Origin of the sequence: Methylobacterium sp. 285MFTsu5.1, assembly GCF_000383455.1 — a bacterium.
Lineage (GTDB): Bacteria > Pseudomonadota > Alphaproteobacteria > Rhizobiales > Beijerinckiaceae > Methylobacterium.
In genome coordinates, this window is sequence record NZ_KB911272.1 from 167271 (window position 1) to 188896 (window position 21626).

The window sequence follows — 21626 nt, forward strand, 5'->3', positions numbered from 1 at the left end:
GGAGGCGTCCGTGACCATCACCATCTCGAACCTCCAGCCGCTGATCGCGATACTCGCCGGAATCCTGATCCTGGTGATGCCGCGGCTGCTCAACTACATCGTCGCGATCTACCTGATCGTCGTCGGCGTGATCGGGCTCGGAATCCTGCATTGACGGGCCGCGCCCGCGCCGCGACGGCGCGGACCTGACAGACCGCTCGAGCCGTCAGTCGCGCACGCACAGGGCCATCGCGCGTTCATCTTGCGTTGCGCTGCGGGATGGTCCAACCCCGCCCATCAGCTCGGCCGGCGCCGGGCACCAGATACGGACGGGATCGACATGGCGACCGGCAGCGCGAAGTGGGTCTATGCCTTCGGCGACGGCAAGGCGGAGGGCAAGTCGCAGATGCGCGACCTGCTCGGCGGCAAGGGCGCCAATCTCGCCGAGATGTCCAACCTGGGCCTGCCGGTCCCGCCGGGCTTCACGATCACCACCGAGGTCTGCACCTACTTCTACGATCACGGCAAATCCTATCCGCCGGAACTCAAGGATCAGGTCGCGGAAGCGCTCGCCCAGGTGGGCAAGCTCACCGGCCGCAAGTTCGGCGACGCGACGAACCCGCTGCTCGTGTCGGTCCGCTCGGGTGCGCGCGCCTCGATGCCCGGCATGATGGACACGGTCCTCAATCTCGGCCTCAACGACGAGACCGTCCTGGCCCTCGCCAAGGAGGCCGACGACGAGCGTTTCGCCTACGATTCGTACCGCCGTTTCATCACGATGTACTCGAACGTGGTGCTCGGCGTTGAGCACCACGCCTTCGAGGAGGCGCTGGAGCAGTACAAGGAGGGCAAGGGCTTCGACCTAGACACCGAGCTCGGCGCCGGCGACTGGAAGACCCTCATCCAGACCTACAAGAGCATCGTGCGCGACGAGCACGGCTCGGACTTCCCGCAGGGCGCGGACGACCAGCTCTGGGGCGCGATCGGCGCCGTGTTCAATTCGTGGATGATCCCCCGCGCGAAGAAGTACCGGGAGCTGAACAACATCCCGGAGAGCTGGGGCACGGCCGTCAACGTGCAGGCCATGGTGTTCGGCAACATGGGCGACACGTCGGCCACCGGCGTCGCCTTCACCCGCAACCCCTCCACCGGTGAGAAGGCGCTCTACGGCGAGTTCCTGATCAACGCGCAGGGCGAGGATGTCGTGGCGGGCATCCGCACCCCGCAGAACATCACCGAGAAGGCGCGGGAAGAGGCGGAGAGCGACAAGCCTTCCATGGAGAAGGCCATGCCCGAGAGCTTCGCGGAGCTGACCCGGATCTACGGGATCCTGGAGTCGCACTACCGCGACATGCAGGACATGGAATTCACCATCGAGAAGGGGAAGCTCTGGATGCTCCAGACCCGCAACGGCAAGCGCACGGCCAAGGCCGCCCTGCGCATCGCCGTTGATCTGGCGGGCGAGGGGCTGATCTCCCGCGAGGAGGCGATCGGCCGCGTCGAGCCCGGCGCCCTCGACCAACTCCTGCACCCGACCATCGACCCGAAGGCCGACCGCAGGGTGATCGCCTCCGGCCTGCCGGCCTCGCCCGGCGCGGCGACCGGCGAGATCGTATTCAATTCCGAGGACGCGGAGGCGCACCGCAAGGCCGAGCGCAAGTGCATCCTCGTCCGGATCGAGACCTCGCCCGAGGACATCCACGGCATGCACGCCGCCGAGGGCATCCTCACCACCCGCGGCGGCATGACCAGCCACGCCGCCGTGGTGGCCCGCGGCATGGGCAAGCCCTGCGTCTCCGGCGTCGGCTCGATCCGGATCGACTACAAGGCGCAGACCCTGACGGTCGGCGGCACGACGCTGAAGGCCGGCGACCGGATCACCATCGACGGGTCCACGGGCCAGGTGATCCAGGGCGAGGTGAAGATGCTGGAGCCCGAGCTGTCGGGCGACTTCGCCACGCTGATGGAGTGGGCCGACGCGATCCGCGGCATGAAGGTCCGCGCCAACGCCGACACGCCGACCGACGCCCGGACCGCGCGCAATTTCGGCGCCGAGGGCATCGGCCTCTGCCGCACCGAGCACATGTTCTTCGAGGGTGACCGCATCATCGCGGTCCGCGAGATGATCCTCGCCGACGACGCCGAGGGCCGACGGACGGCGCTGGCGAAGATCCTGCCCTACCAGCGGCAGGACTTCCTCGAGCTGTTCACGATCATGTCCGGCCTGCCGGTCACGATCCGCCTCCTCGACCCGCCGCTCCACGAGTTCCTGCCGCACACCGACGCCGAGGTCGCCGAGGTCGTGAAGGCGACGGGCGTCTCCGAGGAGAAGATCCGGCACCGGACGCGCGAGCTGTCCGAGCACAACCCGATGCTCGGCTTCCGCGGCTGCCGCCTCGCGATCGCCTTCCCGGAGATCGCCGAGATGCAGGCCCGCGCGATCTTCGAGGCCGCGGTCCAGGCGGCCGCCGATACCGGCAAGGCGGTGACGCCCGAGGTGATGGTGCCGCTGGTCTTCACCCGCGCCGAGTTCGACATCGTGAAGGCCCGCATCGACGCCATGGCGAAGGCCGTGGCCGAGGAGAAGGGCGCGACCCTCGACTATCAGGTCGGCACGATGATCGAGCTGCCGCGCGCGGCCCTCAAGGCCAACGAGATCGCCGAGACCGCGGAGTTCTTCTCCTTCGGCACCAACGACCTCACCCAGACGGCGCTGGGCATCTCCCGCGACGACGCCGCCACCTTCCTGGGCCCCTACACCCAGAAGGGCATCCTGCCGGCCGACCCGTTCATCACGATCGACCAGGAAGGCGTGGGCGAGCTGGTGCGCATCGGCGTCGAGCGCGGCCGCAAGACCCGGCCGGACATCAAGCTCGGCATCTGCGGCGAGCACGGCGGCGATCCCGCCTCGGTCGGCTTCTGCCAGGAGGTGGGACTCGATTACGTGTCCTGCTCGCCCTACCGGGTGCCGATTGCCCGGCTGGCGGCCGCCCAGGCGGCGCTCGGCAAGGTCGCCGGCAAGGAAGGCTGAGACCGGTCCGGGGGACGCCGAGCACGTCCCCCTTTCGGCTATCAACCTTCCGTATGAGGATCAGTGGAAAAATTCGCCTTTCGGTCGAACTCGCCTCTTTTTGAGGCGTTCTTCGATTGAACGGGTACGCCCGACGTGCGCCTAATCGGCCCGCGTCGGGTTCAGCATCGCCCGTCAGAAGCGGCCGCCACCATGTCCCACAGCCCATCGCCGCTGTGCCTCGCCGAGACCGAAGCGGTCGCGGCTGTCCCGAGCGTCGCCGTTCGCGCCTACCTCGCTCTCGTCGCCGGTCTCGGCGGTGTCGTCACGGCCGTGATGCTGATGATGTCGGTCGCGGCCAACAGCGGCAGCGAGGCGGAGCGCATCTCGGCGACGCAGGAAGACAGCTACGCGACCACGCTGGTCGGCGCGCTGGCGGTCAACCTGTCCAAGCCTCTGCGCTGAGCGGGTATCCGGCGTCGACCGCCCCGGGTGGCCCGGCCCACTGCGTGGCTCCGATCCGGACGTCCTGACGACGACGGTCGAATCACCGCGCCCCCGACACGGCCCGCGCGGCCGAGCCGGTGAAACGGGTCGGCAGGTCGTCGCCGGGGCTGCGGGGACTGAAGCGCGTAGTGACCCGGTCGGGCGCTGCGCCGACCACCGCGTCGGGCGCGGCGCCGCGCAGGCGCGTGGCGGCCACGTGCACGGGGGTCGCGCGGCTCGCCGGGGCAGCGCCCGGGCCGGCCGATACGGAGTCGAACAGGGCGCGCAGTTGCGCCTTGGCATCCGCGTCCGGAGCCACGAGGGAGCGGGCGCGAGCCGGAACCGCCGCCGCCGGCTTGTCGAGGGCGCGGATCTCGGCCGCCGGCGCGAGGTTGGCCATCCCGCGCTCCAGCGCCGCGAACTGCACAGGGCGGGGCGGCGGCAGGGGCATGTTCAGGCTCGCCGCGACGGCGGCCATATCGGCGGGGCGCCGCGGCGGGAGCGGTGCCGTGACGGCGGTCACGGTATCGTCGACGGCGACCGGCTGACTGGCGGTCAGGAGCGCCTTGGCGTCGGCGGGCCTGGTGTCGGAGGGCTTGGTCTCGGCGCCTTTCGCCTGCGCCCGCTCGGCCAGCGAGCCGCGCAGGGCGTCGTCGGCCGCGGGCGCCGCGTAGGCGAGGGCCGCGCGCGCGCCCGCCGGATCCTGCGGATCGGCGCTCGCCACGGCGACGACGGGCGCGCGGCGCGACTTCCGCGCCGTCTCCACCGGGGCCGGCACCGGCGCGGGTTCCGGTGCCGACCGGCCGCCGCCGAACAGGCTGGCCAGGAAGCCGAACAGGCCGGGCCCGTCCTCCTCCTCGCCGCTGGCCATCTGCGTCGTGAGGCCCGCCACGGTGCCGCCGCGGGCCAGGATCTCGGCCTTGGCCTCCTCGTAGCGAGGGAAGGGGCGGTTGTCGCTCGGGAGCAGGACGGTCTTGCCGTCCGGGAAGAGGCGGGCGAGCTGATCGTGGGTCATGCGCGGCCACATCCGCACCGAGCCCACGTCGAGGTGCACGAACGGCGTTCCGGCATGGGGGTACCAGCCGACGCCGCCGCGCTGCATCCGGAGACCGACCTCCCGGATCCGGTCGATCGACACGTCCGGCAGGAAGAAGTCCATCGCCTTGCCGAGCATGTGCTGGCTGTACTCGGCCACCATCCTGGAGCGGCGGCGCAGCATCGCGTTGGTGCCCGGCGACCGGTAGGCCGACACGACGTGGATCGGCTGCGTCGCCCCGACCTGGCGATAGGCCTCCCAGACCGTATCGAACAGCCGCGGGTCCATCTTTGTCGGCTCGTTGACCCGCCAGTCGCGCAGGAGCCAGTTCAGCTGCTCGAGAGCCGCGCGGTCGTAGCGCCCATCGCGCTTGAACGTGATGGTCGCGCTCTCCTGCGTGTGGGTGTGGTAGATCGACAGGGAGCGGGTGTCGCCGTTGGCGACCGCGTCCTCGGTCTCGGCCGTCCCGGCGATCAGTCCGAGCGCGAGGCTGGACAGGGCGAGAGTGAGGTGGCGAAGGGCGCGCGGGAGACTGGGCACGACGGTCCTGATCCTCTCCCGACAGCCTGACCCGACGCCTGTTGAACCGGGTTCGCGACCGAAACGGCTAAGGCTCGACCGTGGCGAAATCGTGCCCGGCTGTGCGGCCGCGCACCTGAAAGCTGCTGGTGGCGCGGGTGGGCTACCACCACCCGCGCGGCGCCGCCTGCTGCGGCGCGGGCGTCCAGAGGCCGGGCTCGCCGTATTCCGGCGCGCTGTCGGCACGGGCGGCGCGACGCTGGGCGCGGCGCGGCGTCTCCGCCTCCTCGTAGCGCCCGCCCGGCCACGCGTCGGCATCCGCGATCGGCCGCTCGGGCGCGCGGCGATGGACGGTCCGGGGCGCGGGCGGCTTCGGGGCGCGCTCGGCCTTGCGTCGCGCCGGCTCTTCCGGGAGCCTGGCGATCGCCGGACCGCCGCCGCCGGGCAGCCCGAGGGCCGCGCGCATCGGCGCGTCGTAGCCGTAGAGATCCGGCAGGGTGCGGTAGGTGCCGCCGTCGTCCACGAACGCCGTGAAGTAGGCGAGGTGGACCGGCAGCTTCTCCGGCAGCCGGATGGTGCGCTCGCCCTTGCCGATCAGCTTCTTCAGCCGATCCGCGGACCAGTTCGGCAGCACCGCGTCGGCGAGGCGGAACGGGTCGTCGACGCGGACGCAGCCGTGGCTGAAATCGCGCTTCGCGGCCGAGAACAGCGAGCGGTTCGGCGTGTCGTGCAGGTAGACCGCGTGCTGGTTCGGGAACATGAATTTGATGAAGCCGAGCGCGTTGCGCTCCCCCGGGGGCTGGCGCAGCGAGATGTGCCCGCCGCGACGGACGACCTCGTAGCCGCCCCAGGTCTTGCCGCCGTAGCCGGCGAGCTTCGGCGCCATCGTCTTCAGGATCGACGGCGGGACGTACCAGGACGGGTTGACGACCGCATACTCCATCATCCCGGAGAACAGCGGCGTGCGCGATTCCGGCTTGCCGACGATGACCCGCGCCTCGTCGCGCATCACACCGCCCCGGTAGGCGCGCAGGCGATACTCCGGCACGTTGACGAGGATGTAATCCGGCCCCAGATCGCCCGGGAGCCAGCGCCACCGCTCCATGTTGACGATGAGTTCGGCCTCACCGCCCGTCGGGCGCGCCGTGCGGCCGGCATCGGCGAGGGCGAGCACCGTCTGGACGTTCAGGACGCCGTTCCCAGGTAGGCCGCGGCCGCGCTGGAACTTGGCCACCGCGTCGGCGACCATGGAATCGTACTCCTCCGGCTCGCCGGGCCCCTTGTCCAGGGTCGCGGCCGGACGGCTTTCGAGGTTGAAATGTGCCCGCAGCAGCGGGACGCGGGCATCGCGCATGCCGACGCGCAGGGCCGGCCCGGCCGGGAGGCGCAGCGGCTTCACCGCGGTCGGCGCAGGCCCCCGCAGGCTGGCGAGCCGCGCCTTCAGCGCGAGATAGCCCGGAGTCGCCGGGTTGTAGGCCTGCAGTGTCTCGCCGGCTTTCGCGCCGGCCTCGTCGAGCTTCGCCAGGACGTCGTTGCCGGCCGGCAGATCGAGGTGCGGGGTGATCAGCCGCGAGATCGAGGCCAGGTTGATCCGGCCGCCGCGGGCGTCCCGGGCATAGAGAACCGCCGCCGCGGACAGGCGCAGATCGGCGTCGGCGACCGCCTTCTCGTCCGGTTTGTCGGCGAGCGCCGGGACCGTGTAGGCGCGGGGGTCGAGCCCGTCCTCGGCGGCGGCCGCCAGCCGCGCCGACACCGCCTTCGCGGCGTCGGTCCAGGCCCCGCCGGAGATCCAGAGCGGCTTGAAGCTGCGGGCCTCGTAGAAGCTCCGGATCGCGCCGCGGTCCTTGCCGGCGAGGCGGAGCAGCAGGGGCGCGGCATCCGCGAACCGGGCGAAGATTGCGGCGCCGAGCGGGTCCGTCGGGGCGACCGGGGCCGCCGCGGCGGGAGCCGGGGACGGCTCGGCCGCCGGCGCCTCAGGCTTGTAGTCGGGAAGGGCGGTCGCGGCGGGCGCCGACGGGTCCGCCGGCGCGGGCGCCGCCGGCCCCGGCGCGGCAGTGGGCGGGGTCGCGGGGACATCGGTGGCCGGCTGGTCCAGCGCGGCCGTCGCGGCGCGGAGGGAGCCGGCCGGTGCCAGCGTGCCACCGAGAAGGGCGGCCAGCGCGATGAGGCTGGAGCGCGGGACGCGCATTGTGATCTCCCGGGGCGCGGCGGCAGGACCGCACGCTCAGATTGTGATTATCCGCGCAAGCGTGGCTTTGAGCAACCGCAGTTATCGCGAATAGAGGCTCGGTCCTGCAGATGAATGTGTCATTTCTAATGCTGCTCAGCTTACGATCCGCTCAATCATCTGCCGGCGCGACGCAGCAGGGCCGAGAATTTCAGCGACCGTGGCCGAAACGAATGCGCGCGGTGCGCTAGCGCACGCCGCGCTCGATCAGGCCGCGTCCTCGGTTTTATCGTCCTCCTCCAGCCCCAGATCCTTGAGCTTGCGGTAGAGGGTGGAGCGTCCGATGCCGAGGCGGCGCGAGACCTCGGACATCCGCTGCCGGTAGAACTGGAGCGCGAAGCGGATAATCTCCGCCTCCAGGACGTCCATCGGCTTCATCTCGCCGGTCTCCTCGGCGACGAGCGACATAGCGTGCGGGTCGCGGACCTCGACGCGGACGATCTCCCGCACCGGTTCGGGGGCGTAGGCCGGCATCTGCGGCTGGACCGGCGCTGCCGGGATCCGCACGTCGAAGCCCTCGACCTGCGCGGCGATCTGGGGGAATTCGGAGACGGTCAACTCGTCGCCGTCCGCCAGCACGACGGCGCGGAACAGGGCGTTCTCCAGCTGCCGGACGTTGCCCGGCCAGGGATAGCGCGTGAGCAGGGCCATGGCCTCCGGGCTGATCGCCCGCACGCGCTTGCCTTCCTCGGCCGAGAACCGCGCGCAGAACGAGCGGACGAGGTCCGGGATGTCCTCGCGGCGCGCCCGCAGGGGCGGCAGCGTCATCGGGAAGACGTTCAGGCGGTAGTAGAGATCCTCGCGGAACTTGCCCTGCTTCACGAGGTCGAGCAGCGACCGGTTCGTCGCCGAGACGAGTCGGATGTCCACCCGCACCGAGCGCTTGCCGCCGACGGGATCGACCTCGCCCTCCTGGAGGGCCCGGAGCAGCTTCACCTGCGCGTCGAGGGGCAACTCACCGATCTCGTCCAGGAACAGGGTCCCGCCCGAGGCCTCGACGAACTTGCCGGCGTGCTTCTCGGTGGCGCCGGTGAACGCCCCCTTCTCGTGGCCGAACAAAGTGGATTCCACCAGGTTCTCCGGGATCGCCCCGCAATTGACGGTCACGAAAGGCTTGCCGCGCCGGTCGCCGGACCCCTGGATCGCCCGGGCCAGGACCTCCTTGCCGACGCCGGACTCGCCCTCGATCAGAACGGGGATGTTCGACTTCGCCGCCCGCTCGGCGAGGCGGATCACCCGCTCCATGTCGGGGCTCTTCGAGGTGAGATCCTTGAAGGTGAGCGCCCCGGAGGCGCGGCGGCGCATGCGGCGCACCTCCTCCTCAAGCGTGTCGACCCGCAGGGCATTCTTGATCGAGACCTGGAGCCGCTCCGCGCCCGCCGGTTTGACCACGAAATCCACGGCGCCGGCCCGCATGGCGCTGACCACAGTGTCGATGGAGCCGTTGGAGGTCTGGACGATGACCGGCGTGGCGAGGCCGCTCTTGCGCATCTCGGCCAGGACACCGAGCCCGTCGAGCCCCGGCATCACGAGGTCGAGGAGCACGACATCCGCACCCTCGGATCGCAGCAGGGTCAGCGCGTCCGCACCGGTCTCGGCGATCCGCGCCTCGAAGCCGAAGCGGCGCACGGCCGCCTCGGCCAGGCGCCGCTGGACCGGATCGTCATCCACGATGAGCACGGTGGCGGACATGGCGGCTCCCTGAACGGCGCGCGAAGGCCGGACACGCGACGCGGGCTCGACCCGGTCGCGGCCTTCCGATTCGGCGACTGTTTCGTTTCGAGCCGTAGGGTGACCGACAGTCGTAAAGTGCCGCTTAACGACGTTTGCGCCGCATCGTCACCGATCGCGCGCCGGTCCGACGGTCCCTCCGCGTTGAACGCGTGGCGGCACGCTCGATATCAGGGTACGGGGCCGGAGCCCTTGGAGAGGATCGCACACCATGATGCCGAGCCACACCGCCTCGCCGGTGACTGTCCGCCTGCCGGAGAGCGTGAGTGCCGCGCGCGCCGCCGCGAAGGCTGCCGACCTCGGCCATCTTCCGGAATGGGACCTCACGGATCTCTATTCCGGCCTCGATGATCCGAACTTCTCCGGCGACATGACCCGCGCCGAGGAGGAGTGCCGCCGCTTCTCCGAGACCTACGCCGGCCGGATCGCGGAGCTCGCCGCGGGCCCGGACGCGTCCGCGCGGCTGGCCGAGGCGGTGCGCGCCTACGAGGGCATCGAGGACCTGCTGGGCAAGCTCATGTCCTTCGCGGGTCTCGTCTATTCCGGCGACACCACCGACGAGGCGCGCGCCAAGTTCTACGGCGACACCCGCGAGCGGCTGACCAGCGCCTCGGCGGATCTCCTCTTCTTCGCCCTGGAGCTGAACCGCGTCGACGATACGGCCATGAACGCCGCGATGGCCGAAGGGCCGCTCGCCCACTACGCCCCGTGGATCGAGGACCTGCGGCGGGAGAAGCCGCACCAGCTCGACGATCGCACCGAGAAGCTGTTCCTCGAGAAGTCGGTCACGTCGAACGCCGCCTGGGACCGGCTGTTCAACGAAACGATCGCCGCGCTGCGCTTCACCGTGCAGGGCGAGGAGATGCCGCTGGAGCCGACGCTCAACAAGCTTCAGGATCCGGACGGCGCGGTCCGCAAGGAGGCGGCCGGCGCGATCAGCGCGGTCCTGCGCGGTCAGCTGCGGGTGTTCACGCTCATCACCAACACGCTGGCGAAGGACAAGGAGATCAGCGACCGCTGGCGCGGGTTCAAGGACGTCGCAGACGCGCGCCACCTGTCGAACCGGGTCGAGCCCGAGGTGGTGGAAGCCCTCGTCGACGCCGTGCGGGCGGCCTATCCCCGCCTGTCCCACCGCTACTACACGCTCAAGGCGAAGTGGTTCGGGCAGGAGGCTCTGCCCTACTGGGACCGCAACGCGCCGCTGCCCCGCGTCGAGCAGCGCACGATCCCGTGGACGGAGGCCCGCGACACGGTGCTGTCCGCCTACGACGCCTTCTCGCCGAAGATGGCGGGGATCGCGCGGCGCTTCTTCGACGAGCGCTGGATCGACGCACCGACCCGTCCCGGCAAGGCGCCGGGCGCCTTCGCGCATCCGACCGTGCCCTCCGTCCACCCCTATGTGCTGGTCAACTACCAGGGCAAGCCGCGGGACGTGATGACGCTGGCGCACGAGTTGGGCCACGGCGTCCACCAGGTGCTCGCCGGGCCGAACGGCGCCCTCATGGCGCCGACGCCCCTGACGCTGGCCGAGACGGCGAGCGTCTTCGGCGAGATGCTGACCTTCCGTCGGCTCCTCGCCGCGACCACGGACACGACCCAGCGTCGGGCCATGCTCGCCGCCAAGGTCGAGGACATGATCAACACGGTGGTGCGCCAGATCGCCTTCTACTCGTTCGAGCGGAAGGTCCATCTCGCCCGCGCCAAGGGCGAGCTGACCACAGATCAGATCAACGCGCTGTGGCTGTCCGTCCAGGCAGAATCGCTCGGTCCGGCCATCACGCTGGATTCCGGCTACGAGCCGTTCTGGGCCTACATCCCGCACTTCATCCACTCGCCGTTCTACGTCTACGCCTACGCGTTCGGCGACTGCCTGGTGAACTCGCTCTACGGCGTCTACGCCCGGGCGGAGGACGGCTTCGTGGACCGCTACTTCGCGTTGCTCGCGGCCGGTGGCTCGAAGCCATACGGCGAGCTGCTCGCGCCCTTCGGCCTCGACGCCAAGGACCCGGGCTTCTGGCAGATCGGGCTCGGCATGATCGAGAGCATGATCGTCGAGCTCGAGAGCATGGAAGGACAGGCCTGAGCCGAGCGCCGCGGACCCCGTCGGCCCCCGCGGCGCAGGGACCCACGCCCCTGGTTCGCGGCCGGGGGCGGCTTATCTGCGCATCATCGTCAGACAAGCAGATCGAGTGATGGCCGAGACCGACCGCGAAGCCAACCGCTTCTCCGCCCGCGCCGGGCGCTACGCCAGCGTGGGCGCCAACGTCGGCGGCGTCGCCGCCCGGATGGCCGTGGCACGGCTGTTCGGAAAGGAGGGCACTACCAACGCCGCCGCCCTGGCGCAGGCGCTGGGCGGCCTGAAGGGCCCGATCATGAAGGTGGCCCAGCTGCTGGCCACCGTTCCGGACCTGCTCCCGCCCGAATACGCGACCGAGCTGCAGAAGCTTCAGGCGGACGCTCCGCCGATGGGCGCGGCCTTCGTCCGGCGCCGGATGCAGTCGGAGCTCGGCGCCGGCTGGCAGGAGCGCTTCGGCAGCTTCGACCTCAAACCCGCGGCGGCGGCCTCGCTGGGCCAAGTCCATCGCGCGACCACCAAGGACGGCGAACGTCTCGCCTGCAAGCTCCAGTACCCGGACATGCAGTCGGCCGTGGAGGCCGACCTGAAGCAGCTGGAGGTCGCGTTCGCGCTGCACCGCCGGATGAACACGTGGCTCGACACGCGCGAGATCGCGAAGGAGATCGGCGCCCGGGTGCGCGAGGAGCTCGACTACGAGCGCGAGGCCAAGCACGCGGCGCTCTACGGGGCCGTGCTGAAGGACATCGCGGCGGTGCGCGTGCCGCGCGTCTTTCCGGAGCTCTCGACGAAGCGTCTGCTCACGCTCGGCTGGCTCGACGGGGACAAGATCCTGGGCTTCGCCGACGAGCCGGTCGAGGTGCGCAACCGGATCGCCCAGGCGATGTTCAAGGCGTGGTGGCACCCGTTCAGCCGGGCAGCGGTGATCCACGGCGACCCGCATCTGGGCAATTACACCGTGTTCTCGGACGCCGGCGAGGCCGCGGGAATCAACCTGCTGGACTACGGCTGCGTTCGGATCTTCCATCCGCGCTTCGTCGGCGGCGTCGTGGATCTCTACCGCGGCCTGTTGGAGAACGACGATGCCCGCATCGTCCACGCCTACGAGGTCTGGGGATTCAAGGATCTCGACAAGGAGAAGATCGAGATCCTGAACATCTGGGCCCGCTTCATCTACGGGCCGCTGCTCGAAGACCGTACTCGCACCGTCGCCGACGGCGTGAAGCCGGGGGAGTACGGTCGCCGACAGGCCTTCCAAGTCCATCAGGCCCTGAAGGAGCGCGGGCCCGTGACTGTCCCGCAGGAATTCGTCTTCATGGATCGCGCGGCCGTGGGGCTGGGCGCCGTGTTCCTCCACCTCAGATCTGAGCTCAACTACCACCGGTTGTTCGAGGCCGAGATCGAGCATTTCTCGCTGGACGAACTCACGAAACGCCAGGGCCGGGCACTCACCGAAGCCGGTCTGCCGAAACCGGCCTGATTCGACGCGAAGATGCACCGGGAGAGCGATCAACTTGCGTGCGTCCGATTGCGGCAGGTAAACGCTTGAGCTACATCCGACCGCGACCGCAAGAAGTCGCGTCTTAGGGAAACGAGCGCACGATGGCCGAGAGTGACACGGTGGCCGGGCACACCTACAGCCCGGCGATGGACGCGACGACGCACGAGCAGACCTATCGCGGATTTGTCCGGTTCGTCGAAATCGCCACTGGCGTCGTCATCTGCTGGGTGCTGGCCCTCGCCATCGGCGGGATCCGCGAGGCGTGGCTGCTGGCCATCGTCGGCGTGATCGCCTCCGGAGCCGCGGGCGCGGTGGGCGCCCTCGCGCCGGCCGTGGGGTGGAAGGCCCCGCTGGTCGTCGGCATTCTCCTGGTCCTCTACCTGTTCTTCGCCTGAGAGGGCCGTGGGCGGCGGCGTCGAGCGTCGCCGCGGATGACGAACCCGCTCGCGTTCGCCGGGCGGGTCGCTGACACATTGTTGGCAATTAAATTGGGCGCAAGTTACATTCCGGCCGCATCCATCGCGGTATCGTAGATCCGCCTCTCGAAAAGCTGCGCCGGTTCGCGCATTCGAAAGGCCGAGCTTTTCCAGGGGAACCCTCGCATGCGCATTGCTGTGCTGTCCGAGACGGACTCCGCGGAGCCGCGCGTCGCCGCGGTTCCTGAGACCGTCAAGAAGTTCAAGACTCTCGGTGCCGACGTCGTGGTGCAGTCCGGGGCCGGTCAAAAGGCCGGAATCCTGGACTCCGAGTACGAGGCCGCCGGCGCCAGCATCGCTGGGAGCGCCGCCGATGCTGCCGGGGATGCCGACCTCGTGCTCAAGGTCCGGCGCCCGAGCGCCGAGGAGCTGCCGCAGTTGAAGCGCGGCGCCACCGTGATCGCGATCATGGACCCCTACGGCAACGAGGACGCCCTCAAGGCGATGGCCGAGGCGGGGATCAACGGCTTCGCCATGGAGCTGATGCCCCGCATCACCCGCGCGCAGGTGATGGACGTCCTGTCCTCGCAGGCGAATCTCGCCGGCTACCGCGCGGTCGTCGACGGCGCCGCCGAGTACGGGCGGGCCATGCCGATGATGATGACCGCCGCCGGCACCGTGCCGGCCGCCCGCGTCTTCGTCATGGGCGTCGGCGTGGCCGGCCTCCAGGCCATCGCGACAGCCCGCCGGCTCGGCGCGGTCGTCACCGCCACCGATGTCCGGCCCGCCACCAAGGAGCAGGTCGAATCGCTCGGCGCCAAATTCGTCGCCGTCGAGGACGACGAATTCAAGCAGGCCGAGACGGCCGGCGGTTACGCCAAGGAGATGTCAGCCGAGTACCAGAAGAAGCAGGCGGAGCTGGTCAAGGGCCACATCGCCAAGCAGGACATCGTCATCACCACCGCACTGATCCCGGGCCGGCCGGCGCCGAAGCTGGTCTCCGAGGAGATGGTGGCGTCGATGAAGCCGGGTTCGGTCCTCGTCGATCTTGCGGTGGAGCGCGGCGGCAACGTCGCCGGCGCCAAGGCTGGCGAGGTCGTCACGAACGATCGCGGCGTGAAGATCGTCGGCCACGTCAACGTGCCGGGGCGGCTCGCCGCCACCTCGTCGAGCCTCTACTCTCGCAACCTCTACGCCTTCGTCGAGACCCTGATCGACAAGGAATCGAAGGCGCTGGCCATCAACTGGGACGACGAGCTGGTGAAGGCCACGAACCTCACCCGAGACGGCTCGGTCGTCCACGCATCCTTCCAGCCCAAGACCGATGGCGCAGCCTCGGAAGCCGCCTCCGTGGGGCTGGCCAAGTCGGAGGCCAGCAAGGCGTCCGGTGCGGCCACCCCGGCAGGCGCGCAGTGAAGCCTGGCCGAGAGGAGTAGCAGAATGGCAAACGTCATCGTCCCTCCCGATCAGGCGGCCGATCAGGCCCGCGTGCTGGCCGACGCCGCGCGCGCCGCGGCCGCGGTGGCGCGCAACGCCGCCGACCAGGCGCAGGTCATCGCCGACGGCATGGGCCACGGGCTCAGCGCCGCCACCGGCGGCGCGGTCGATCCGACCGTGTTCCGGCTCGCGATCTTCGTGCTGGCGATCTTCGTCGGCTACTACGTGGTCTGGTCGGTGACCCCGGCCCTGCACACCCCGCTCATGTCGGTGACCAACGCGATCTCGTCGGTGATCATCGTCGGCGCTATCCTGGCGGTCGGCGTTCCGCTGATCGAGAAGGGCACGGGCCTCGCCCGGTTCTTCGGCTTCATCGGCATCGTGCTCGCCAGCGTGAACATCTTCGGCGGCTTCCTCGTCACGCAGCGCATGCTCGGCATGTACAAGAAGAAGGGCTGAGCCGGTGTCAGAGAACGTCTCCTCCCTTCTCTATATCGTCGCCGGCGTCCTGTTCATCATGGCGCTGCGGGGGCTCTCGCACCCCACGACCTCCCGGCAGGGCAACCTGTACGGCATGGTCGGCATGGGGCTCGCCATCCTGACCACTCTGGTCGGCCACCCGCCGGCGGGTGCCGGCGCCTGGATCCTCGTCCTGCTGGGCTTAGGGCTCGGCGGCGGCGCCGGCGCGGTGATCGCCAAGCGCGTGCCGATGACCGCGATGCCGCAGCTCGTGGCGGCCTTCCACTCGCTGGTCGGCCTCGCGGCCGTCTTCGTGGCCGCGGGCGCCCTCTACGCACCGCAAGCGTTCGGCATCATCGAGAACGGGCACTTCCACAAGCAGTCGCTGTTCGAGATGGGTCTCGGCGTGGCCATCGGCGCCATCACCTTCACCGGCTCGGTGATCGCCTTCGCCAAGCTCGACGGGCGCATGTCCGGCAAGCCGATCATGCTGCCTCAGCGCCACCTCATCAACGCGCTGCTGGCCGCCGGCCTCGTGCTGCTGATCGCCCTGTTCATCGGCACCGAGTCGAAGGCGATCTTCTGGCTGATCGTCATCGCCTCGCTGGTGCTCGGCGGCCTGATCATCATCCCGATCGGCGGCGCCGATATGCCGGTGGTCGTGTCGATGCTCAACTCGTACTCGGGCTGGGCGGCGGCCGGGATCGGCTTCACCCTGGGCAACCTCGCGCTGATCATCACCGGCTCGCTGGTCGGGTCCTCGGGCGCGATCCTGTCCTACATCATGTGCCACGCGATGAACCGGTCGTTCATCTCGGTGATCCTCGGCGGCTTCGGTGGCGACACCGCCGCGGCCGGCACCGGCCAGGTCGAGACCCGGCCCGTGAAGCAGGGTTCGGCCGACGACGCGGCCTACATCATGAAGAACGCCGAGCGGGTCATCATCGTCCCGGGCTACGGCATGGCGGTCGCCCAGGCGCAGCACTCCCTGCGCGAGATGGCCGACATGCTGAAGAAGGAGGGCGTCGACGTGAAGTATGCCATCCACCCGGTGGCGGGCCGCATGCCGGGCCACATGAACGTGCTGCTCGCCGAGGCCAACGTGCCCTACGACGAGGTCTTCGAACTGGAGGACATCAACGGTGAGTTCCCGCAGGCGGACGTCGCCTTCGTGATCGGCGCCAACGACGTCACCAACCCGGCCGCCAAGACCGACAAGGCCTCGCCGATCTACGGCATGCCGATCCTCGACGTGGAGAAGGCCAAGACCGTGCTGTTCATCAAGCGCGGCATGGGCTCCGGCTACGCGGGTGTCGAGAACGAGGTGTTCTTCCGCGACAACACCATGATGCTGTTCGGCGACGCCAAGAAGGTCGTGGACAGCGTGCTGAAGTCGCTCTGAGACCCAGGTCTCCGGCAGCGTCGAGGGGCGGGCAGCGATGCCCGCCCTTTCTCGTTGTGGCGATCGGGTTCACCGTCGCTGTTGCGGCGGGGCGCAAGATTCCCCGCGCCGGCCGGTGTAGGGTGGCGCCCGTGTCGTCCGCTCCGCTCCTCGCCGAATTGCCGCCCTTCCTGGGTGTGGCCGCCTCCGTGACCGGCCGGCGCTGGCAGGAGCGCTGCGGCGGCGCGGCCGTCCAGAATCACATCGCCAAGATGGTCCAGGCCCACGGCCTGCCGGAACTGCTGGCCCGGGTGCTCGCGGGACGCGGGATCGTACCGGAGGCGGCGCCCCGCCACCTCGCCCCGCGCCTGCGGGACCTGATGCCGGATCCGGACACGCTGCTCGACATGGAGGCGGCCGTCCGCCGACTCGTTCGGGCGGTGAAGCGCGGGGAGACCGTGGCGGTTTTCGGCGATTACGACGTCGACGGCGCCGCGAGCGCGGCCCTGCTCGCCGGATACCTCCGCGAGCTGGGTTTGCGCGCGCCGATCCACATTCCCGACCGGATCACCGAGGGCTACGGACCCAACATCGCGGCGATCACCGCGCTCGCGGCCGAGGGCGCGACGCTCCTTATCTGCGTCGATTGCGGGACGAGCGGCCACGCGCCCCTGGAGGAGGCCGAGAAATCCGGCCTGGACGTCATCGTCCTCGACCACCACGCGGCCTCCGAGGTGCTCCCGCCGGCTCGCGCCGTGGTCAACCCGAATCGCCTCGACGACCTCTCGGGCCTCGGCCATCTCTGCGCCGCCGGCATCGTGTTCCTGACCCTGGTCGCGCTGAACCGCGCCCTGCGGCAGGACGGCTTCTTCGGCGGCCATCGTCCCGAACCGCAGCTCACCGACGCCCTCGATCTCGTCGCCCTGGCGACCGTTGCCGACGTTGTGCCCCTCACGGGCCTCAACCGGGCCTTCGTGACCCAGGGCCTCACGGTGATGCGCCATCGCGGCCGCACCGGGCTCGCGGCGCTGCTGGACGCCGCCTCGCTCGGCGAGCCGCCGGAAGCCTGGCACCTCGGCTTCGTCCTCGGGCCGCGCATCAATGCCGGGGGCCGCATCGGCGATTCGGCACTGGGCGCCCGCCTGCTGACCACGGCGGACCCGAGCGAGGCGGCCCGGATCGCCGCCGACCTCGATCGGCTGAACCGCGAGCGCCAGGCGATCGAGGCGCAGGCCGTCCAGGAGGCCGAGGCCGAGATGGACCGGGCGCTGACGCTGGATCCGGCCCGCACCGTGCTGGTGATCGCCAGCGCCGAGTGGCACCCCGGCATCGTCGGCCTCATCGCCTCGCGGTTGAAGGAGCGCTTCAACCGCCCGGCCTTCGCGTTCGCGATCCGCCCGGACGGCACCGCCACGGGGTCTGGGCGCTCGATCCCGGGCGCGGATCTCGGGCTCGCGGTCCGCGCCTGCGTCGAGGCCCGGCTCGCCAGCAAGGGCGGCGGCCACGCCATGGCGGCCGGCGTCACCGTGCGGGCCGACGACATCCCACGCTTCGAGGCGCACCTGGCGATGCTGCTCGGGGCGAGCGTCGCGGTGGCCCGCGCGGCCGACGCCCTGCTGATCGACGGCGGCCTCAGCGCCGGCGGCGCCACCGCGGAGACGGTCCGGCTGCTGCAGCAGGCCGGCCCGTTCGGCCAGGGCGCGCCCGAGCCGCTCTTCGCGCTGGGCCGGCATCGCCTCGTCGATGCCGGCGTGGTCGGCTCGAACCATGTCAGGGCGCGACTGCGCAGCCGCGACGGTCAGGTGGTCGGGGCGATCTGCTTCCGCGCGGCCGAACGGCCGCTCGGCCTCGCCCTCCTGAACGGGATCGGCCGAGAGATGCACGTGGCCGGGACCCTCTCCTGCGACCGCTGGCGCGGCGCCGAGCGGGCCCAGCTCCGGATCGTCGATCTCGCGCGGTCCGAACCCTGAGACGCCCCGGCGTCAGGTCCCGGCCATCACGAGCGCCCAGAAGCGCTTGTACCGCGTCGTGGGTGCATCGACCCGGGCGATCCCGATCCTGCGGATTTGCGGGAGCAGCATGTTCTTGTTGTGCTCGGGGCTCGCCTTCCAGCGGGCGAGCACCTGTTCCAGGGTCTCGGAGCCGGCGCTGAGATTCTCGGCTGCCCAGGATCTCGCGAGACCGGCCGACGCCATGCGCGAGGTGAAGCTGCCGCCGGCATCGTGGCTGAGCTGGCCGCGGCGGGCGTTGTTGCCGGCCTGGAAGGCGGCCGCCTTCACGAGAGCCGGATCGACCACGACCGGGCTCAGGCCGTGCTGGACCCGGTAGGCCGAGATCGCCGCGGCGGCCGCGACCTCGTCGAGCACGGCGGTGTGCGTCGCGTTCTCGACAGAGGACTCGGGAAGGACCGAGAGACCGCCGCACCCGGTGAGGGCCAGCAGGAGGGCGGCGGCGATGGCGCGACTGAGTTTGGGCACGGTCCGGACGGCGTTGCGTGAGACGGGATCGCTTCCCTCCGGCGCGGTTGCGGCGAAAGCGCGGCGCGCGGCGCGCCGGCAGGATCCCGCCGACCGGCGTGGCGCCAGAGCCACGCCCGGCCGCGGATCAGGCCGCGAGTTCAAGCTGCGGATTCAGGCCGCCAGGGCGCTGCCTTTGAGCATGGAGGGCGCGAAGGCCCGCAGGAGATCCGGATCCAGATGCCCGGCGCTGTCCGTCATGATCGACAGCGCCTCGGCGGGCGAGGCGGGCTGCCGATAGGTCCGCCGCTCGGTCAGCGCGGAGAACACGTCGCAGATCGTCACGATCCGCACGAGGTCGGAGATCGCGGGGCCGGACAGCCGATCGGGATATCCTTTCCCGTCCAGACGCTCGTGGTGGTGGCGGACCACGTCGATCACCGCGTCCTCGAAATCGCCGTGCGCCCGGAGCAGATCGGCGCCGATGTCGGGATGGCGCTGCATCAGCCGCAATTCCTCGGCGTTGAGCGGCCCCGGCTTGTTGAGGATCTCCACGGGGATGCGCGCCTTGCCGATGTCGTGCAGGAGCGCCGACCGCACCAGCAGTGCGAGATCGGTCTGACCGAGCCCGATCTGCGAGCCGAACGTGGCGGCATGGCCCGCGACGCCGAGGGTGTGCTGATAGACGCCAATCTCGTGGCGCCAGACCTCGGCAAGCCACTCGGAGATCCCGACCTCGGAGATGGCCGCCAGAACGAGCTCGGTCCCGCGATCCGCGTCGGCGCGCTGCAGCCGGGCCCCGAGGGCGGCGCTGTCGAAGATCTCGGCGACGACGGCGGTCGCGCCCGAGACGCGCTCCAGGAGCCGGCGCTGCCGCAGCTCTGCGGACCGCGTCGCCTCCTCGATCATGGCGAAGACGTTCGCCAGAACGAGTTGCCGGGGCGAGGCGGCCGGCAGCTGACGCAGATAGCGGGTAGCCGGCATGGGTTCGCCGCGCACGAGGACGAGGCGCGGAACCGGCGGTCCGTGTTGGGGGAGGGTCGACTGCACTCTGGCGGTCTGGGCCGGCGGCAGGTCGAGGATGACGAGGTGCGGGCGGCCTGACGGTAGCGGCGCGCCGGGCGGGATCGACCAGCAGTTCATCACGAGCGCGATGGCACGCTCGAGGGCCGATCGTTCGGACGGGCGGTCCGATACGAGGAGGACGAAGGGGCCGTCCGAGAAAACCGAGGCTGCGCCGAGGGCCAACGCGGTAGCTCCTCGCCCGCACGGTCAACGATCGGTTCACCCTACGCGTAAAATTTGAGGAAAGCGTTACCCCTACGCACTCTCTGGTATCGCGGATCCAGCTCTGACTTCAGGCGAGCTTGGCGTTCGCGACGTCGGCGGTCGGCTCGACAGTGTTCCGGGCACGGTCGGCGGAGAGGAAGTCCGCGAACTTGACGGTGAGCAGCGCCTGGCAGGCGGCGAAGGCGACAAAGATGGCGAGGAAGCTGGCGATCATCGGATTCTCCGGCGCGGTCTGGAACCGCCTCATGTTGCGACGCAATGCGTGCCATGCTGCTGCGCAACTTGGTATGCCAGATTACGAATACCGATTATGTCGAACATGCATGGGGCGCGCAGATCGAGCCCACAAAGTTCGGATTGTTGCCCAGTCATGCATAAAAATGCACAACCGATCAGCTTTGAAAGGTTGTGGCCTCGCCGAACATGTTCTGCAGTGCATCAACGCTTGCGCGCGATTTATATTCAGGCGCGTGCTGAGCTTGTGTGATAGCCGGCGCGGCAAACGAGGGTTCCCCCCGAGCGCCGCTCGCGCCCTTGGCCCATCATCATGCCGCACAGGCACGAGGTGTCGTCCGGGCCGGGCGATCCGTCAGGCGAGGACTGAACGGTCGCTCAATCCAGATAATCGCCGTAGGTGTCGACGTGCTGCGCGAGACCCAGACCGTGCTCGCGAACGAGTCTCTCGGCCAGATCGGCATCACGGGCTTCGAGCGCCGAGATGATGGCGACGTGCTCCCGGATGGAGCGCTCCGCCCGATCGCCCTGCCGGAGCGCGGTGCTGCGGATGCCGCGCACGTGCATGAGCAAATTGCTGGTCAGATCGGCGATCGCCTCGCAGTGACCCAGCGCGATGATCCGCTGATGGAATCGGATGTTCGCGTCCGAATACTCGTCCATGTGTTCGGACGGCTGGCCCTCGAAGAACTCGGGGAAGGATTCGCGCAGCGAGCGGAGCTGGCCGTCGGTGGCGCGCGCGCAGGCGAGGCGTGCCGCCATGCTCTCCAGCGCCGTCCAGGCGTGGATCATGCTGACGATCTCGCGCTTGTTCTTCTTGATCACGAAGACGCCGCGCCGGGCCTCGGAGCGGACGAAGCCTTCCTGCTCCAGAACCGTCAGGGCCTCCCGCACCGGGGTGCGGCTGACACCGAGATCCTGCGACAGCTTGCGCTCGTCGAGCCGCACCTCGTCCGGACGCCCGTAGATGTCCATGTTGGTGATGGCCGTCTTGAGCGCCTCGTAGGCCAATGTCCGGAGACTGGAGCTGGCGACGATGGGCTTCACGCTCAGCGGTTCGGAATTCGACATCCCTCGTCCAGTCAGCTCACACGCATGATGTCTCGCACGCATTCTCTGTCGTGCGCTCTCAAACGACCTAACCCAAACCTTTGCGAGATCCTAGTCGATCGCGGAGCGGTCCCACAGACCTGTGACCATTGCCGGCGCTCGGCACCTGAAAAATTGGCCGCGGCGCGACCATCACCCGTCGCCTAGCGCGACACGTTCGGGAAGGCGATTTAATCCCCGGTCGCGAACCTGTGTTTTTTTGCAGGTTTGATTGACACCCCGGGATTAAATCAGCACCATCTTGCTGGCATACCGTCGACCATCGGACATCAAGGCCGAC

Annotated in this window: 17 protein-coding genes; 10 read left to right on the forward strand and 7 right to left on the reverse strand. The window is 69.8% G+C overall.

Features of this window, described 5'->3' with window-relative positions; genetic code table 11:
* Positions 1-10: 10 nt before the first annotated feature.
* The 3 genes from H288_RS33840 (at position 11) to H288_RS0107625 (ending at position 3454) form a co-directional block, all read left to right on the forward strand.
* Positions 11-154, forward strand: a complete 144-nt coding sequence (locus H288_RS33840; protein ID WP_012319762.1) for a DUF3096 domain-containing protein — start codon at positions 11-13, stop codon at positions 152-154.
* 165 nt (positions 155-319) lie between these two features.
* Complete coding sequence (gene ppdK / locus H288_RS0107620; protein ID WP_020091997.1) at positions 320-3010, forward strand: pyruvate, phosphate dikinase; 2691 nt, start codon at positions 320-322, stop codon at positions 3008-3010.
* A gap of 192 nt (positions 3011-3202) precedes the next feature.
* Positions 3203-3454 (forward strand): hypothetical protein, encoded by a 252-nt coding sequence (locus H288_RS0107625; RefSeq protein WP_020091998.1) that lies wholly within the window; start codon positions 3203-3205, stop codon positions 3452-3454.
* An 82-nt stretch (positions 3455-3536) separates the two neighbouring features.
* On the opposite strand, the gene H288_RS0107630 is transcribed toward H288_RS0107625, so the two are convergent.
* The 3 genes from H288_RS0107630 to H288_RS0107640 all read right to left on the reverse strand — a co-directional run bounded on the left by H288_RS0107630 (position 3537) and on the right by H288_RS0107640 (position 8949).
* Entirely contained in the window at positions 3537-5051 is a 1515-nt protein-coding gene (locus tag H288_RS0107630; RefSeq protein WP_020091999.1) for a DUF882 domain-containing protein, read from the reverse strand.
* A gap of 142 nt (positions 5052-5193) precedes the next feature.
* A complete protein-coding gene (locus H288_RS0107635; RefSeq protein ID WP_020092000.1) occupies positions 5194-7218 on the reverse strand; it encodes a L,D-transpeptidase family protein in 2025 nt (674 codons plus the stop codon).
* Positions 7219-7464: 246 nt separating this feature from the next.
* A complete protein-coding gene (locus H288_RS0107640; RefSeq protein WP_020092001.1) occupies positions 7465-8949 on the reverse strand; it encodes a sigma-54 dependent transcriptional regulator in 1485 nt (494 codons plus the stop codon).
* A gap of 250 nt (positions 8950-9199) precedes the next feature.
* On the opposite strand from H288_RS0107640, the gene H288_RS0107645 reads away from it, so the two are divergent.
* The 7 genes from H288_RS0107645 (at position 9200) to recJ (ending at position 18226) form a co-directional block, all read left to right on the forward strand.
* Positions 9200-11071 (forward strand): M3 family oligoendopeptidase, encoded by a 1872-nt coding sequence (locus H288_RS0107645; RefSeq protein WP_020092002.1) that lies wholly within the window; start codon positions 9200-9202, stop codon positions 11069-11071.
* Positions 11072-11180: 109 nt separating this feature from the next.
* The gene (locus H288_RS0107650; RefSeq protein ID WP_020092003.1) at positions 11181-12542 is read left to right on the forward strand and encodes an AarF/ABC1/UbiB kinase family protein; all 1362 of its coding nucleotides are present in this window, start codon (positions 11181-11183) and stop codon (positions 12540-12542) included.
* 122 nt (positions 12543-12664) lie between these two features.
* Positions 12665-12958 carry an aa3-type cytochrome c oxidase subunit IV gene (locus tag H288_RS0107655; RefSeq protein WP_020092004.1) on the forward strand — a complete coding sequence of 98 codons (294 nt, stop codon included), beginning with the start codon at positions 12665-12667 and terminating at the stop codon, positions 12956-12958.
* A 207-nt stretch (positions 12959-13165) separates the two neighbouring features.
* A complete protein-coding gene (locus H288_RS0107660) occupies positions 13166-14395 on the forward strand; it encodes a Re/Si-specific NAD(P)(+) transhydrogenase subunit alpha (RefSeq protein ID WP_020092005.1) in 1230 nt (409 codons plus the stop codon).
* 24 nt (positions 14396-14419) lie between these two features.
* Positions 14420-14875 carry a proton-translocating transhydrogenase family protein gene (locus H288_RS0107665; RefSeq protein WP_020092006.1) on the forward strand — a complete coding sequence of 152 codons (456 nt, stop codon included), beginning with the start codon at positions 14420-14422 and terminating at the stop codon, positions 14873-14875.
* A gap of 4 nt (positions 14876-14879) precedes the next feature.
* Positions 14880-16277, forward strand: a complete 1398-nt coding sequence (locus H288_RS0107670; RefSeq protein WP_020092007.1) for an NAD(P)(+) transhydrogenase (Re/Si-specific) subunit beta — start codon at positions 14880-14882, stop codon at positions 16275-16277.
* A 131-nt stretch (positions 16278-16408) separates the two neighbouring features.
* Positions 16409-18226, forward strand: coding sequence for a single-stranded-DNA-specific exonuclease RecJ (gene recJ / locus H288_RS0107675; RefSeq protein ID WP_020092008.1), 1818 nt, complete (start codon positions 16409-16411; stop codon positions 18224-18226).
* A gap of 12 nt (positions 18227-18238) precedes the next feature.
* Here recJ and H288_RS0107680 read toward each other — a convergent pair whose 3' ends face one another.
* From H288_RS0107680 to H288_RS0107695, 4 genes are all read right to left on the reverse strand, one after another.
* The gene (locus H288_RS0107680) at positions 18239-18733 is read right to left on the reverse strand and encodes a CAP domain-containing protein (RefSeq protein WP_020092009.1); all 495 of its coding nucleotides are present in this window, start codon (positions 18731-18733) and stop codon (positions 18239-18241) included.
* 153 nt (positions 18734-18886) lie between these two features.
* Entirely contained in the window at positions 18887-19960 is a 1074-nt protein-coding gene (locus tag H288_RS0107685; protein ID WP_020092010.1) for an HD-GYP domain-containing protein, read from the reverse strand.
* A 109-nt stretch (positions 19961-20069) separates the two neighbouring features.
* Positions 20070-20216 carry a hypothetical protein gene (locus tag H288_RS35595; RefSeq protein WP_020092011.1) on the reverse strand — a complete coding sequence of 49 codons (147 nt, stop codon included), beginning with the start codon at positions 20214-20216 and terminating at the stop codon, positions 20070-20072.
* A gap of 398 nt (positions 20217-20614) precedes the next feature.
* Entirely contained in the window at positions 20615-21307 is a 693-nt protein-coding gene (locus H288_RS0107695) for a GntR family transcriptional regulator (RefSeq protein WP_020092012.1), read from the reverse strand.
* Between the last annotated feature and the right edge of the window lie 319 nt (positions 21308-21626).

Excerpts from the sequence above, each read along its gene's own strand:
- ppdK (WP_020091997.1), top strand. The coding sequence starts at position 320 with ATGGCGACCGGCAGCGCGAAGTGGGTCTATGCCTTCGGCGACGGCAAG.
- H288_RS0107625 (WP_020091998.1), top strand. The coding sequence starts at position 3,203 with ATGTCCCACAGCCCATCGCCGCTGTGCCTCGCCGAGACCGAAGCGGTC.
- H288_RS0107635 (WP_020092000.1), bottom strand. The coding sequence starts at position 7,218 with ATGCGCGTCCCGCGCTCCAGCCTCATCGCGCTGGCCGCCCTTCTCGGT.
- H288_RS0107640 (WP_020092001.1), bottom strand. The coding sequence starts at position 8,949 with ATGTCCGCCACCGTGCTCATCGTGGATGACGATCCGGTCCAGCGGCGC.
- H288_RS0107645 (WP_020092002.1), top strand. The coding sequence starts at position 9,200 with ATGATGCCGAGCCACACCGCCTCGCCGGTGACTGTCCGCCTGCCGGAG.
- H288_RS0107650 (WP_020092003.1), top strand. The coding sequence starts at position 11,181 with ATGGCCGAGACCGACCGCGAAGCCAACCGCTTCTCCGCCCGCGCCGGG.
- H288_RS0107655 (WP_020092004.1), top strand. The coding sequence starts at position 12,665 with ATGGCCGAGAGTGACACGGTGGCCGGGCACACCTACAGCCCGGCGATG.
- H288_RS0107660 (WP_020092005.1), top strand. The coding sequence starts at position 13,166 with ATGCGCATTGCTGTGCTGTCCGAGACGGACTCCGCGGAGCCGCGCGTC.
- H288_RS0107665 (WP_020092006.1), top strand. The coding sequence starts at position 14,420 with ATGGCAAACGTCATCGTCCCTCCCGATCAGGCGGCCGATCAGGCCCGC.
- H288_RS35595 (WP_020092011.1), bottom strand. The coding sequence starts at position 20,216 with ATGATCGCCAGCTTCCTCGCCATCTTTGTCGCCTTCGCCGCCTGCCAG.
- H288_RS0107695 (WP_020092012.1), bottom strand. The coding sequence starts at position 21,307 with ATGTCGAATTCCGAACCGCTGAGCGTGAAGCCCATCGTCGCCAGCTCC.